This window comes from Streptomyces akebiae (assembly GCF_019599145.1).
Lineage (GTDB): Bacteria > Actinomycetota > Actinomycetes > Streptomycetales > Streptomycetaceae > Streptomyces > Streptomyces akebiae.
In genome coordinates, this window is the sequence record NZ_CP080647.1 from 6,181,083 (window position 1) to 6,195,326 (window position 14,244).

Genomic DNA, 14,244 nt, shown 5'->3' on the forward strand with positions numbered 1-14,244 from the left:
ACTGCTGGTACTGCTGGTATCCCCGAACCCGCCGCTCACGCTCCCCGCACCTCCTCCGCCAGCGCCAGCGCCTCACGCGCCATCTGAGCCGTCGCGTCCAGGTCGGTCATCATCAGCGGGACGGCCCGGCACCGGATCCCGGCGGTCTCCACGCGCTCGACGACGCCCTCGTCGACCGTGTCGACGAGCCAGCCGTCCAGCAGCCCGGAGCCGTAGTGCTCGGCGACGGCGGCGGCCGTGGACTCGACGCCGACGGCGGCGAGGACCTTGTCGGCCATACCGCGCACGGGCGCGTCGCCGACGATGGGGGAGAGGCCGACGACGGGAACCCCGGCCTCGGCGATCGCCTCACGGATGCCGGGCACGGCGAGGATGGTGCCGACGGAGACGACGGGGTTCGACGGCGGGAAGAGGATCACGTCCGCCTCGGCGATGGCCTCCAGGACCCCGGGCGCCGGCTTCGCCTGCTCGGCGCCGACCGGCACGATCGCCTCGGCCGGCACGGAGGCCCGCAGCCGCACCCAGTACTCCTGGAAGTGGATCGCCCTGCGCTCGCCGTCCTGCTCGACGGCGACATGGGTCTCGACGCGGTCGTCGGTCATCGGGATGAGCCGCACGCCCGGCTTCCACCGGTCGCACAGCGCCTCGGTGACGGCGCTCAGCGGATATCCGGCGCCGATCATCTGCGTCCGCACGATGTGCGTGGCGAAGTCCCGGTCTCCGAGCCCGAACCACTCGGGCCCGACGCCGTACGCCGCGAGCTCCTCCTTGAGGTGGAAGGTCTCGTCGGCCCGGCCCCAGCCCTGCTCCTCGTTGATGCCGTCGCCGAGGGTGTACATCACCGTGTCGAGGTCCGGGCAGAGCTTCAGCCCGAAGAGGTGGATGTCGTCCCCGGTGTTGCCGATGACCGTGATGTCCGCGTCCGGCACGGCCCGCTTCAGACCGCGCAGGAACCGGGCACCACCGATGCCGCCTGCCAGAACCACAATGCGCATGGCACTCAGTCTCGCAGGCGGCTACGACAGCGGGGCGCCCGGCCGCGATCACGGCCGGTTTCACGCACCCGGCGGGCGGTGGGCCGCAGGGCCCCGGCGCCCGGCTCAGGCCGTGACGGTCGCCGCCCCCGCCGTGCAGGCCTTCGTGTGCATCGGCATGTCCGTCAGGCCGGGGTAGTAGACGTGCAGACTGACGGCCGGTTCCAGCGTGTCGTTGACGACCTCGTGCGCGTATCCCGGCGCGAACACCCGCTGCGCGCCGGCGCCGAGCACGCGCGTGCCCCGGTCGGTGCGCTCGGTCAGCGTGCCGTCGAGCACGGTCAGTACGCCGGAGGAGCCCCCGTGGTCGTGCAGTCCGGTGCCCTGTCCCGGCACCCAGGACAGCAGCCACACCTCGTACCCGGGGCCGGTCTGCAGCCGGTGGTACCAGCGAGTGGTCGCGTCGTACTCGACGAGGTGCTCCCACCGGGAGCGGTCGTCGGCGAGGGATCGGGCCAGTCCGGCGAACTCGGCCACGGTGACCGGGTGTTGGCGCGGCGTCTGGAGGAGGTGCGGTACTTCGAGGAGATCGCCGGCGATCTGGAGGTCGCTGTCGCTGTTCATGAAGAGAGGTGTCCTCGACGATGAGTGCGTGGGAGAGGGCTGGGTTTCACGTGCGGGAACAGCAGCCGAGCCGGGACGGGCTCAGTGGCAGCCGGAGCGTGGAAGGCTCAACAGCTGGGACAGCAACAGCTACAGCGGCAGCGGGCAGCACCGTGGGACCCGGCGGTCCGGGTCGCGGTGAGTGCCAAGTGCGCGAGCATGCCCACAAGCACAGCGGTTCACACCTCCGCTGTCAACTTCGCGTCCGGTATGTGGATGCCCGTTCACCTCTTCCGGTGCATCCGCGAGGTGAAAGGTTTGTGCCGGGGGAGTCGGGGACACATGGGGCACATCCCGCAACGAGCGAGTGGGATCGAGCCGGAACGAGATCGAACTCCTGGGCGTCTTTCCTCGTAAGGAAGGGTGATCCGGTGAGAACTCCCCTCTGCGGCCGCACTGCTGTCAGGGTTTATGCCGATTTGAACACTTTCCGCATAGCCTTGGTTCCGCAGAGTGAATAAGGGGCTCAATAGCAGATCTCGGCTTGACTCGCCCGTAGCAGCACACTTGTAATTTCACTCGTGTCGTTCAGCCGAAATCGGTAACGGCCGCACGACGGGGACGCGAAAGACGGACGAGGGGCGCACATGACCGAGCTCGTGCAGCAACTGCTGGTCGACGACGCGGACGAGGAACTCGGCTGGCAGGAGCGCGCACTGTGCGCCCAGACCGATCCCGAGTCCTTCTTCCCCGAGAAGGGCGGCTCGACCCGCGAGGCCAAGAAGGTCTGCCTCGCCTGCGAGGTCCGCTCCGAATGCCTTGAGTACGCCCTCGCCAACGACGAGCGGTTCGGCATCTGGGGCGGCCTGTCGGAGCGCGAGCGCCGGCGCCTCAAGAAGGCAGCCGTCTGACCCGTCCCGGAACATCCGACCCGTCCCGGGAACAGTCGAACAGAAACAACCGAACATGTCCGGCCCGTCGCGCGTGGGTTGTCCACAGGCGGCGGGCCGCCCTGCTGCTCAGCCGTTAGTGTGGGCCCTCGTCCGAGACGTCCCGCTGTCCTCGCCGGACACAGACGTCCACCGCAGTCCATCGAACCGGGGCCCGTACCTCGATGTCCGTGCACAGCCACACCGCAGCTCACCACGACGCTGCCACTCCCGAGTTCCCACGCCACGTGGTGACCGCGGTCCTCGTCGCGCACGACGGCGCGCGCTGGCTGCCCGACGCGCTCGCCGGGCTGCTCGGCCAGGAGCGCCCCGTGCAGAGCGCCATGGCGGCCGACACCGGCAGCGCGGACGAATCCGCCCAGCTCCTCTCCGACGCACTCGGCGCGGACCGCGTCCTGCACCTCGCCCGACGCACCGGCTTCGGCCAGGCCGTCGAGGAGGCCAACCGCACCGCGGGCGTCCTCACCCAGGACGACCTCGCGTACCTCCGGCGCCCCAGCGGCTGGGACCCGGTCACCCGCAGCTGGCGCGACGACGCGTACGACATGCCCGAACTCCCCCACGGGGAGCCGGTCCAGTGGCTGTGGCTGCTGCACGACGACAGCGCCCCCGAACCCGACGCCCTGGCCCAGCTGCTGAGGGTCGTGGAGAACGAACGCGAGCTGGGCCGCGACGACGTCGCCGTCGTCGGACCCAAGCTGCGCGGCTGGTACGACCGCCGTCAGCTCCTTGAGGTCGGCGTCACCATCGCCCACTCCGGCCGCCGCTGGACCGGCCTGGACCGCCGCGAGCAGGACCAGGGACAGCACGACCACGTCAAGCCCAGCCTCGCCGTGTCCACCGCCGGCATGCTGATCCGCCGCGACGTCTTCGAGGAACTGGGCGGCTTCGACCGCCGACTGCCCCTCATGCGGGACGACGTCGACCTGTGCTGGCGCGCCACCGCCGCCGGGCACCGCGTGCTCGTCGCCCCCGAGGCGGTCGTCCGACACGCCGAGGCCTCCTCGCGCGAGCGCCGCACCGTCGACTGCGTGGGCCGCAGCGCCGCCTCCCCGCACATGGTCGACAAGGCGGGCGCGGTCTACACCCTCCTCGTCAACTCCCGTACCGCGCAGCTCCCCTGGGTGCTGCTGCGCATCGTCCTCGGCACCCTGCTCAGGATCGTCGCGTACCTCGTCGGCAAGGTCCCCGGACAGGCCGTCGACGAGATCCGGGGCCTGCTGAGCGTGCTGCTGCGGCCCGAGCGGATCATCGCCGGGCGGCGCAGGAGAGGCCGCTCGCAGCTGGACAAGGGCGAGCTGCGGCCGCTGTTCCCGCCTCCCGGAGCGACCGTCCGGGCCACCGTCGAACAGGCCGCCGGTGATCTCTTCGGCCGTTCCGACGCCGAGACCTCCCCGGCCGGACGGCACGGCGGCGCGGTCGAGTCGGGCCCCGGCGACGACGACGCCGAGTTCCTCCAGGTCGAGCAGTTCGCACGGCTCAAGCGCGTCGCACGCGCCCCCGGGCCCGTGCTCTTCGCTCTGCTGCTGCTCGCCTCGCTCGTCGCCTGCCGCGGACTGCTCGGAGGCGGCGCGCTGGCCGGTGGCACCCTGCTGCCCGCGCCCGCGGACTCCGCCGAGCTCTGGTCGCGCTACCTGGACGCCTGGCACCCGGTCGGCGCGGGCGGCGCCGAGGCCGCTCCGCCGTATCTGGCCGTCGTGGCCATGCTCGCCTCGCTGCTGTTCGGCTCCGCCGGACTCGCGGTGACCGTCCTGCTCGTGGCCTCCGTGCCGCTGGCCGGTTTCACCGCGTACTTCGCCTCCCGCCCGCTGGTCGAGTCCCGGTTGCTGCGCGCCTGGGCCGCGATCGTGTACGCCTTCCTGCCCGCCGTCACCGGCGCGCTCGCCACCGGCCGCCTGGGCACCGCCGTCCTCGCGATCCTGCTGCCCCTCATCGCCCGCGCGGGCACCGCGGCCGCCGGGCTCGCGAACAGCACGGGGGCGCGCGGCAGCTGGCGTGCCACCTGGGCGTACGCGCTGCTGCTGACGATCACCACCGCGTTCACCCCGATCGTGTGGCCCATCGCGCTGCTCCTCGGCCTCGGGCTCCTCGTCGTCCGCCGCCGCGAGCTCACCGCCTACGGCCCGCGCTTCCTCGCCCAGCTGGGCACCCCGCTGCTGATCCTCGCCCCCTGGTCGCTGACCCTGCTGCCGTTCGGCTTCTTCCAGGAGGCCGGCCTGGAGTACGCCCCGAGCACGGCCTCGGCGACCGACCTGCTCGGCGTCAGCCCCGGCGGACCCGGCACGGTCGGCGGGCTGACGCTCATCGGCGTCGTCCTGGCGGCGCTGGCCGCCCTCCTGCGGTCGGAGCGGCAGCCGGCGATCCGGACCGCCTGGACGGCCGCCCTGGTGGCCCTCGTCCTCGCGGTCCTCTCCAACAGCTCCACCTGGGCCGGCCCCGCGACCCTGGTCTACGGCATCGCCCTCCTCGCCGCCGCCACCCTGGGCGCCGACGGGGCCCGCCACCGGGTGGCCGAGCAGAGCTTCGGCTGGCGCCAGCCCGTGGCCGTGCTCATCGCGCTCGCCGCCGCCGTCGGCCCGTTGCTGGCCGCCGTCGGATGGGTGATCGGCGGCGCCGACGGGCCCCTGGAGCGCCGCGACCCCGTCCAGGTGCCCGCGTTCGTCGCCGAGGAGAGCGGCACCCGCGACCAGGCCCGCACCCTGGTCCTCGACAGCGACTCCACCGCCGAGGTCGGCTACACCCTGGTCCGCGGTTCCGGCGTCCGCCTCGGCGACGCCGAACTCACCGTCGGCGCCGGGGAGAACGAGCAGCTCGACAAGGTCGTCGCCAACCTCGTGGCGGGCTCCGGCGCCGACCAGACCGACGAACTCGGTGGCTTCGCCGTGCGTTACGTCCTGGTCAGGCCGGGCGCGCCCCGCGAGGTCAGCCGGGTCCTGGACGCCACGCCCGGCCTGAGCAGGCTCAGTCAGCAGGACGGCAGCGCCCTGTGGCGGGTGGACCGTCAGGTCGCGCGCGTCACCGTCGAGTCCTCCTCCGGCGCACCCAGGGCCGTCGCCGCGGGCCCCGTCGAGGTGCACACCACCATTCCGTCCGGCGGCTCGGGCCGGGTCCTGCGTCTCGCCGACACCGCCGACGAGTCCTGGACGGCCACCCTCGACGGCAAGCCGCTCACGCCGACCACGGTCGACGGCTGGGCCCAGGGCTTCCAACTGCCCGTCGACGGCGGCAGGCTGGACGTCACCTTCGACGCCCCGGTGACCCACACCGGCTGGCTGTGGACCCAGGGCTCGCTCGCCGTCGTCCTCGTGGTCCTCGCCCTGCCCGGCCGCCGCCGTGACGTCGACGACGACCTCCCCGACGAGCCCGTCGCCGTGCCCGCCCAGGACCTCACCGGCGACGGCCGACGCGCCCGCCGACTGCGCGCCCAGGCGGAGGCGGAGGCCGAACAGTCCGCCGACGCCGGCCTGCCGGCCCCCGTGCCGGAGGCCCCGGTCGCGGCCCCTGTCCCGCAGCAGCAGACGTACGGGGAGTGGGCGACCGGGGACCCAGTGGGCGCCGAGTACGGCCACTACGACCCGGCCTACCAGGGCGGACAGCAGTACCCGACGGGCACCTACGACCAGCAGCACTACCAGGGCGACCCCTACCAGGGCGGCCAGTACGACCCGTACGCCACCTACGGCGGCAACACGGCCTCGTACGACCAGACGTACGCCCAGGGCTACGACGCGACGTACGACCCGTCGCACGGCACCGGCGCCGACACCGAGCGCCCCGACGGGAGCCAGCAGTGAACCGCCAGACCCTGTCCCTGATCGCCGGCGCGACCGCCCTCGCCGCCGTCACCGGCTTCGCCACGCTCTCCGCGCCCGACACCTCGGGCGGCGAGACCACGGCGAAGGCGGCCGCCCAACTGCCCGTGCAGCGCACGAGCCTGCTCTGCCCCCAGCCGAGCACCTCGGACCTCGCGGAGACGGCGTACACCGCCTTCACCCCCGTCACCGAGGGCACCGGCGGCGAAGGCGGCGCCGAACTCGTCGCGGCGGGCGGGGGATCGACAACCCCCGACACGGGCGACGACGGCGACAAGGACGACAAGGGCGACAAGGGCGGCAAGGACAAGGCCGCCAAGCCGGTCATCGAGGCCAAGGAGCCCGGCAAGCCCGTCGCCGACGACACCGACGGCGGTGACTCGCCCGCGCTGATCGGCACGGCCGAGGGGAAGTTCGCGCCCGGCTGGACGGTCCAGGAGACCACCGAGGTCGCCGCCGGCACCGGCCGCGGGCTGCTCGGCGTCAGCTGTACCGCCCCCGACACGGAGTTCTGGTTCCCGGGCGCGAGCACGGCCGCGGGCCGCACCGACTACGTCCACCTCGTCAACCCGGACGACTCGGCCGCCGTCGTCGACATCGAACTCTTCGGCAAGGACGGCGCCCTGAAGTCCACGGTCGGCGACGGCATCACGGTGCAGCCCAGCTCCGACGAGCCGGTCCTGCTGTCGACGCTCGCCACGGCGAAGGAGGCCGACCTCACGGTCCATGTCAACGTCCGCAGCGGCCGGGTCGCCGCCGCGGTCCAGGCCCTCGACGACAAGCAGGGCGGCGACTGGCTGTCCGCCGCGGCCGACCCCGCCGGCAGCCTCGTCCTCCCCGGCATCCCGCGGGACGCCACCTCGGTCACCCTCGTCGCCTTCGCCCCCGGCGAGACCGACGCCGACCTGAAGCTCCGTCTCGCCTCCCCCAACGGCCCGATCACCCCGGCCGGCAACGAGACGCTGCACGTCAAGGGCGGCATGACCGCCACCGCCGACCTGGGCGACATCACGCGCGGCGAGCCCGGTTCCCTCATCCTCACCCCCACCGACCGGGCCGTCCCGGTGGTGGCCGCCCTCCGCGTCGTCCGGGGCAAGGGCGTCGCCCGGGAGACGGCCTTCATCCCGGCGACCCGCGCGGTCGGTGCGCGCGCCACGGTCGCCGACAACCGCGCCAAGGGCACCACCCTGGCCCTCACCGCGCCCACCGGTGCGGCCAAGGTCAAGGTCACCGCGTCCGCGGGCAGCGGGGGTGGCGAGGCCACGACGAAGACCTTCACGATCAAGGCCGGCACCACCCAGAACGTCGAGATGCCCGCGCCGAACGGCCTCAAGGGCACCTACGCCCTCACCGTGGAGTCCACGTCCGGCGGCCCCGTCCACGCCTCACGCACCCTCGAATCCAAACTCGACAGCGTCCCCGCCTTCACCATCCAGACCCTCCCGGACGACCGAGGCATGGTGGCCGTCCCGGAGGCCCGCCAGGACCTGTCGATCTTGCAGCGTTAGGGGGTGGCTGATCAGGCCCCGCGGGTCTGGAAGAGCTCGGGGCGCGGCCCCGCTCCTTTCAGGGGCGCGGGGAACTGCGCGAGACCCTCCCGGGCGCCCCCCCCCCCGCCACGCCAGTCAGTCCTCCCCGTACCGCGGATCCACAGTCTCCGGATTCAGCCCCAACAACTCGGCCACCTGCTCCACCACGACCTCGTGCACCAGCGCGGCCCGCTCGTCCCGCCCCTTGGTACGAATCTCCACCGGCCGCCGGTACACGACCACCCGGGCCGGCCGCCCCTCACGCGCCACCACGATCCCCCCGAGCGGCACCGCCTCGTCGTTCCACGCCCCGTCGGAGGGCCCGTCGAGCCGCGGCACCTCCAGCACGAGGAAGTCGATGTCAGCCAGCTGCGGCCACCGCCGCTCCAGCCGCTCCACGGAGTCCTGCACGAGATCAGCGAACACGTCCGCACGACTCGCCGCGAGCGGCACCTGCGGCGGCGCGATGGGCCCGCGCATCCCCCTGCCGTGCCGATCTCGGCGGCGGGGCCCGGGTGCGGAGGCGGCACGAGGCGGTACGAGGTTGTCCATCACCTGTGAAGCGTAGTCCCCGCGTGGTCCGCCCGCCCGGCTCCACACTCCCGACCGCGCTTCCGACCCGAGGCCACTGACCCGGCATGTCCAACCGGCTCGCCGTGCGGCGGTGCCCCGGCGCGCCGTACGGCCTGTCGCGGGATGACCATTCCGGCCAAGGTTGGGCTCGTTTCCGTAACTCCACGAACCGGCGAACTCACGCCAATTGGCCTGGTTTATGCCGAAAATTGATCGGACTCGGCGCCGTTCGGCATCCCGGACGCGGGGTTACTTGCAGGTCAACGCGGTGGGTTCGGAGGGGCGTGTGGGGCGTTTCACAGCACGACACGGTGGAGTGACCTGGTGCAGAGTCGTCGCGGCCCGCTCAAGAGTGCGGTACCGTCCAACGTCGTGAGCCCTGTACGTCGCTGTTCGCGCACCGCTTGCGGCCGCCCCGCCGTCGCGACGCTGACGTACGTCTACGCCGACTCGACCGCGGTCCTCGGCCCCCTCGCCACCTACGCCGAACCCCACTGCTACGACCTGTGCGCCGAGCACTCCGAGCGCCTCACCGCGCCGCGCGGCTGGGAGGTCGTACGGCTGCTGGACGCCTCGGCCCCCGCGCGCCCCAGCGGTGACGACCTGGAGGCGCTCGCCAACGCCGTGCGTGAGGCGGCCCGTCCGCAGCAGCGTGCGGCCGAGGCCGGTGGGGGCGCGCGTTCGGCCGATCCGATGGAGGTCGCCCGCCGCGGCCATCTCCGGGTCCTGCGCTCGCCCGACAACTGACCTCACGCGCGGGGCCGTTGTGGTGACCCCGTAGCCCTGCCCGCCGTCGTGCCCCGTCGCCGATTGCAGCCGTGGCTCTTTCCGTTCGCGCCGTCCCGCTCGGTGGCGCACGGCTGTTGACGTCGGGTCGGCGCGGACGCGATCATTCCGGGTGCCCGTGCCGTGAGAAGCCGCTTCCGCATCGCGGAATTCCGGGAGGCTCCCGTGTACGTCCAGCAACTGGAACCCGTGGCCGGTTCTCTCGGCCTGTCCGCCCTCGTCGCGACCCTGCCTCTCGTCACCGTCCTGGTGCTGCTCGGCGGGGTGCGACTGAAGGCCCATCTGGCAGGCCTGATCGGCCTTGTGGCGGCCGTTCTGGTCGCCTGGATCGCCTTCCGCATGCCGCTCGGCCAGACGCTGTCCAGCGCCGCCCAGGGGGCCGCATTCGGCCTCTTCCCGATCATGTGGATCGTCGTCAACGCCCTGTGGGTGTACCGGATGACCGTCCACACCCGGCACTTCGACATCCTGCGCCGCTCCTTCGGACGGCTCTCCGACGATCCGCGCATCCAGGCGCTCGTCGTCGCCTTCTGCTTCGGCGCGCTCCTGGAAGCCCTCGCCGGCTTCGGCGCGCCGGTCGCCATCTGCTCCGTCATGCTCGTCGCGCTCGGCTTCGAACCGGTGAAGGCGGCCGTGGTCGCCCTGGTCGCCAACACCGCGCCCGTCGCCTTCGGCGCCATGGGCACCCCGGTCGTCACCCTCGCCCAGGTCACCGAACTGCCCCTGGACACCGTGGCGTCCGTGGTCGGCCGTCAGACACCGCTGCTCGCCCTCGTCGTGCCCCTGGTCCTGGTCTGGCTCGTCGACGGGCGGCGCGGGCTGCGCGAGACCTGGGTACCCGCCCTCGCGTGCGGACTCGCCTTCGCCGTCGGCCAGTTCATCGCCTCCAACCACGTCTCCGCGCAACTCGCCGACATCGGTGCCGCCTTGCTGGGCGCGGGCGCCCTCGTCGCCGTACCGCACGCCCGCCGACCCGCCGCCGAGCCCGTACGCTCCGCCGCCCTGACCGGCGTACGCAGCGAGGACCTCGACGAGCAGGACCCGCCACGCGAAGTCGCACGCGCCTACGCCCCGTACGCGCTGATCGTCGTGATCTTCTCCGTCGCCCAGATCCCCGTGGTGAAGGACTGGCTGGCCGGGGCGACCCGGACGTACGACTGGCCCTTCCTGAACGTCGCGGCCCCCGAGGGCGACCTTGTGGGCGGCAACGTCTTCACCTGGCCCATCGTGTCCACCGGCGGCACACTGGTGCTGCTCGCCGGGGTGTGCACGGCCGTGGTCCTGGGGGTCCACGCGCGCGTGGCGGTCAGGGAGTGGGCGGCGACGGTCCACGAACTGCGGTTCGCGATCCTCACCGTGACGTCCGTGCTCGCCCTCGCCCACGTCATGAACCTCTCCGGACAGGCCGCCACCATCGGCCACTTCGTGGCGGCGGCCGGCGCGGGACTCGCCTTCCTGTCGCCCGTGCTCGGCTGGTTCGGCGTCGCGGTCTCCGGCTCCGACACCTCGGCCAACGCCCTGTTCGGCGCCCTCCAGGTGAGCGCGGCCCGCGAGTCGGGCCTGTCCCCGGAACTGCTCGCCGCCGCCAACAGCTCCGGCGGAGTCCTCGGCAAGATGATCTCCCCGCAGAACCTGACCATCGCCTGTGCCGCCGTCGGCCTCGCCGGGCGCGAGGGCGACCTGCTGCGCAAGGTACTGCCGTGGAGTCTGGGACTGTTGCTGGTGATGTGCCTGATCGTGGTGGGGCAGAGCACGCCCGTACTGGAATGGATGCTTCCCTGAGGCTCCTCCGTTCCGAGCCTCCGCTCTGAGGCTCCTCCGCTCTGAGGCTCTTCCGCCGGACCTGCGCCGTCCCCGGCGGCGACCTGGAGGTCCCACCGTCGGCCGTCGGCCCGCCCGGGTAGTTTGGGGTGATCCGGTGGGGACTTCAGGAGGGCGTGGCCATGGCGGCTGATCTGTCGACGATCGTGAAGGCGTACGACGTACGCGGGGTGGTCCCGGACCAGTGGGACGAGCCCCTGGCCGAGCTCTTCGGGGCGGCCTTCGCCCAGGTGACCGGCGCCGATGCCGTCGTGATCGGCCACGACATGCGGCCCTCCTCACCCGGCCTGTCCCGGGCCTTCGCCCGCGGGGCGGCGGCGCTCGGCGTGGACGTCACCGAGATCGGCCTCTGCTCCACGGACCAGCTCTACTACGCGTCGGGCGCGCTGGACCTGCCCGGCGCGATGTTCACCGCCTCCCACAACCCCGCCCAGTACAACGGCATCAAGATGTGCCGGGCCGGCGCCGCCCCCGTCGGCCAGGACACCGGCCTCGCCGAGATCCGCGAGCTGGTCGAGGGCTGGAGCGAGTCGGGAGCGCCGACACCGGCCGCCACGCCGGGAACGATCACCCGGCGGGACACGCTGGAGGACTACGCGGCGCACCTGCGCGGCCTCGTCGACCTGACCTCCGTGCGCCCCCTGAAAGTCGTCGTCGACGCGGGCAACGGCATGGGCGGTCACACCGTCCCCACGGTCTTCGCGGGCCTGCCGCTGGACCTCGTCCCGATGTACTTCGAGCTGGACGGCACGTTCCCGAACCACGAGGCCAACCCCCTCGACCCGGCGAACATCGTCGACCTCCAGAAGCGCGTCCGCGAGGAGGGCGCCGACCTCGGCATCGCCTTCGACGGCGACGCCGACCGCTGCTTCGTCGTCGACGAGCGGGGCGACGCCGTCTCGCCCTCCGCGATCACCGCCCTGGTCGCCTCCCGCGAACTGGCCAGACACGGCGGCAAGGGCACGGTCATCCACAACCTGATCACCTCCTGGTCCGTCCCGGAGGTGGTGCGCGAGAACGGCGGCACGCCGGTGCGCACCCGGGTCGGGCACTCCTTCATCAAGGCCGAGATGGCGAGATCCGGTGCCATCTTCGGCGGCGAGCACTCCGCCCACTACTACTTCGCGGACTTCTGGAACGCCGACACGGGCATGTTGGCCGCCCTCCACGTCCTCGCCGCCCTCGGGGGCCAGGACGGCCCCCTCTCCGGCCTCCTCGCCCAGTACGACCGCTACGCCGGCTCCGGCGAGATCAACTCCACGGTCGCCGACCAGTCGGGCCGCCTGGCCGCGATCCGCTCCGCCTACGAGGACCGCGAGGACACCACCCTCGACGACCTGGACGGTCTGACGGTGTCCACCACCGACTGGTGGTTCAACGTCCGTCCCTCCAACACGGAACCCCTGCTGAGACTGAACGCCGAGGCGAGGGACGAGACGACGATGGCGAAGGTGAGGGACGAGGTCCTGGCGATCATCAGGGCGTGAGCACAGCCGCGCCCTGAAGGGGCGCGGGGAACTGCGCGACCAGCCCCCACCGGACCCGCGGACGGGCGTCGAAGGGGCGCAGCCCCTCGCTGGGGGCACCTCCCGCTCGCGCGCAGCCGGAGAGTGGGGGTGGGACGGGTAGGGGCGGCGGGGGCGAAAAGCGCACCCGCCCCCAACCCCGGCGCCAACCCGCGCACAGCGGTACTCTGACCAGGCCGCACCGCACGAACCCGCCCCCCGAAGGGACCCCCGACATGCCGCTCGAAGCCGGCCTCCTGGAGATCCTCGCCTGCCCGGCGTGCCACGCCCCCCTCACGGAGGAGGACACCGAGCTGACCTGCACGAGCCAGGACTGCGGCCTCGCCTACCCGATCCGGGACGGCATCCCCGTACTCCTCGTCGACGAGGCCCGCCGCCCCGCGTGATCCACGCGATCACGCTCCCGCGCGAGGCGTAACCCCGCACGAGCCGGAAACCCGGCGAAAAGGCGCATCAGGGCACCCGGCGATCGGAGGCTGCCGCCCATGCTCGACGAATCGCTGCTAGACACTCCCGACGCCTTGTCGGAGGCGGACCGCCGCGACCTGCTCCGCGGCGCCGCCGAGGCAGGCGCCCGGGTCCGCACGGCCATCCGTCTCGGCACCGAGGCCGGCATCCCGGACCTGAAACCGGACGGCCGCCCCCGGGCCCTCATGATCGCGGGCCCCGGCATGGCCTCCGCGGGCGTCGCCGACCTGCTCGGCGCCCTCGCGGGATCCAGTTGCCCCATCACCCGCCTCCACCCCACCGGCGTGGCCCCCGCGGCGGGCGCCCTCCGCTGGGAACTCCCCGGCTGGGCCGGCTCCGTCGACCTCCTCCTGATCGCCACCGCCGACGGCGCCGAACCCGGCCTGTCGCTCCTGGTCGACCAGGCCTACCGACGCGGCTGCACGGTCGTCGCCGTGGCCCCGCCCCGCACGCCGGTCGCCGAGGCCGTGGAAGGCGCTCACGGACTCTTCGTACCGATGGCGACCAGCCCGTACGAGCAGGAGGTGCCCCTCGGCGCCGCCGCCCCCGGCGTGCTCTGGGCGCTGCTCACCCCGATGCTCGCACTGCTGGAACGCACCGGCCTGGTCGCCGCCGGGCCGGACGCCCTGCAGAAGGTCGCCGACCGCCTCGACCGCGTCGCCGAGCGCTGCGGACCCGCCATCGCCACGTACAACAACCCGGCCAAGACGCTCGCCGCCGAGCTGGCCGACTCCCTCCCGCTGATCTGGACCGAGGGCCAGGCCGCAGGGCCCGTGGGCCGGCGTTTCGCCTCCGCGCTCGCCGAACTCGCGGGGCGCCCTGCCCTCGCCGCCCAGCTGCCGGAGGCGCTCGCCTCGCACACGGTGCTGCTGTCCGGTCCGCTCGCCGCGAGCGCCGACCCCGACGACTTCTTCCGCGACCGCGTCGAGGAAGCACCCGCCCTCCACGCACGCGTGGTGCTCCTCCGCGACCGTCCGACCGGCGGCCTGACCGCCGCCCCGGCCGCGCGCGAGCTGGCCCTCGGCCACGACACCGCGATCAGCGAGCTGGAACCCGAGGAGGGCAGCGAGCTGGAGACCCTCGCGGAGATGATCGCCATCACCGATTTCGCCGCCGTTTACCTGTCGCTCGCTTCCGGAGCCTGAACCTTTCGGACGCTTCCGGAGCCTGAACCTTTCGGAGCCCGACCCCGACCGGGCCCG

At 72.9% G+C, this 14,244-nt stretch carries 11 protein-coding genes; 8 read left to right on the forward strand and 3 right to left on the reverse strand.

The window, feature by feature from the left end:
* Window positions 1–35 precede the first annotated feature (35 nt).
* Both cofD and K1J60_RS26685 read right to left on the reverse strand, forming a co-directional pair.
* The gene (cofD, locus tag K1J60_RS26680; RefSeq protein ID WP_220648407.1) at window positions 36–995 is read right to left on the reverse strand and encodes a 2-phospho-L-lactate transferase; all 960 of its coding nucleotides are present in this window, start codon (window positions 993–995) and stop codon (window positions 36–38) included.
* Window positions 996–1,100: 105 nt separating this feature from the next.
* Window positions 1,101–1,598 (reverse strand): cysteine dioxygenase, encoded by a 498-nt coding sequence (locus K1J60_RS26685; RefSeq protein WP_220648408.1) that lies wholly within the window; start codon window positions 1,596–1,598, stop codon window positions 1,101–1,103.
* 626 nt (window positions 1,599–2,224) lie between these two features.
* Here K1J60_RS26685 and K1J60_RS26690 point away from each other — a divergent pair.
* The 3 genes from K1J60_RS26690 to K1J60_RS26700 all read left to right on the forward strand — a co-directional run bounded on the left by K1J60_RS26690 (window position 2,225) and on the right by K1J60_RS26700 (window position 7,847).
* The gene (locus K1J60_RS26690) at window positions 2,225–2,488 is read left to right on the forward strand and encodes a WhiB family transcriptional regulator (RefSeq protein ID WP_003975777.1); all 264 of its coding nucleotides are present in this window, start codon (window positions 2,225–2,227) and stop codon (window positions 2,486–2,488) included.
* Between the two features lie 203 nt (window positions 2,489–2,691).
* Window positions 2,692–6,321 carry a glycosyltransferase gene (locus K1J60_RS26695; protein WP_220648409.1) on the forward strand — a complete coding sequence of 1,210 codons (3,630 nt, stop codon included), beginning with the start codon at window positions 2,692–2,694 and terminating at the stop codon, window positions 6,319–6,321.
* Entirely contained in the window at window positions 6,318–7,847 is a 1,530-nt protein-coding gene (locus K1J60_RS26700; protein ID WP_220648410.1) for a DUF5719 family protein, read from the forward strand. Before K1J60_RS26695 ends, K1J60_RS26700 begins: the two co-directional genes overlap by 4 nt.
* Window positions 7,848–7,964: 117 nt before the next feature.
* On the opposite strand, the gene K1J60_RS26705 is transcribed toward K1J60_RS26700, so the two are convergent.
* Window positions 7,965–8,420, reverse strand: a complete 456-nt coding sequence (locus K1J60_RS26705) for a metallopeptidase family protein (protein ID WP_107072191.1) — start codon at window positions 8,418–8,420, stop codon at window positions 7,965–7,967.
* 345 nt (window positions 8,421–8,765) lie between these two features.
* On the opposite strand from K1J60_RS26705, the gene K1J60_RS26710 reads away from it, so the two are divergent.
* From K1J60_RS26710 to K1J60_RS26730, 5 genes are all read left to right on the forward strand, one after another.
* Window positions 8,766–9,188, forward strand: coding sequence for a DUF3499 domain-containing protein (locus K1J60_RS26710; RefSeq protein ID WP_220648411.1), 423 nt, complete (start codon window positions 8,766–8,768; stop codon window positions 9,186–9,188).
* Between the two features lie 204 nt (window positions 9,189–9,392).
* On the forward strand, window positions 9,393–11,009 hold the full coding sequence (locus tag K1J60_RS26715; protein ID WP_220651716.1) for an L-lactate permease: 1,617 nt from the start codon (window positions 9,393–9,395) through the stop codon (window positions 11,007–11,009).
* A gap of 161 nt (window positions 11,010–11,170) precedes the next feature.
* Window positions 11,171–12,535 (forward strand): phosphomannomutase/phosphoglucomutase, encoded by a 1,365-nt coding sequence (locus tag K1J60_RS26720; RefSeq protein ID WP_220648412.1) that lies wholly within the window; start codon window positions 11,171–11,173, stop codon window positions 12,533–12,535.
* A 254-nt stretch (window positions 12,536–12,789) separates the two neighbouring features.
* Window positions 12,790–12,960, forward strand: a complete 171-nt coding sequence (locus K1J60_RS26725) for a Trm112 family protein (protein WP_005485663.1) — start codon at window positions 12,790–12,792, stop codon at window positions 12,958–12,960.
* A gap of 99 nt (window positions 12,961–13,059) precedes the next feature.
* Entirely contained in the window at window positions 13,060–14,187 is a 1,128-nt protein-coding gene (locus tag K1J60_RS26730) for an SIS domain-containing protein (RefSeq protein ID WP_220648413.1), read from the forward strand.
* Window positions 14,188–14,244 lie beyond the last annotated feature (57 nt).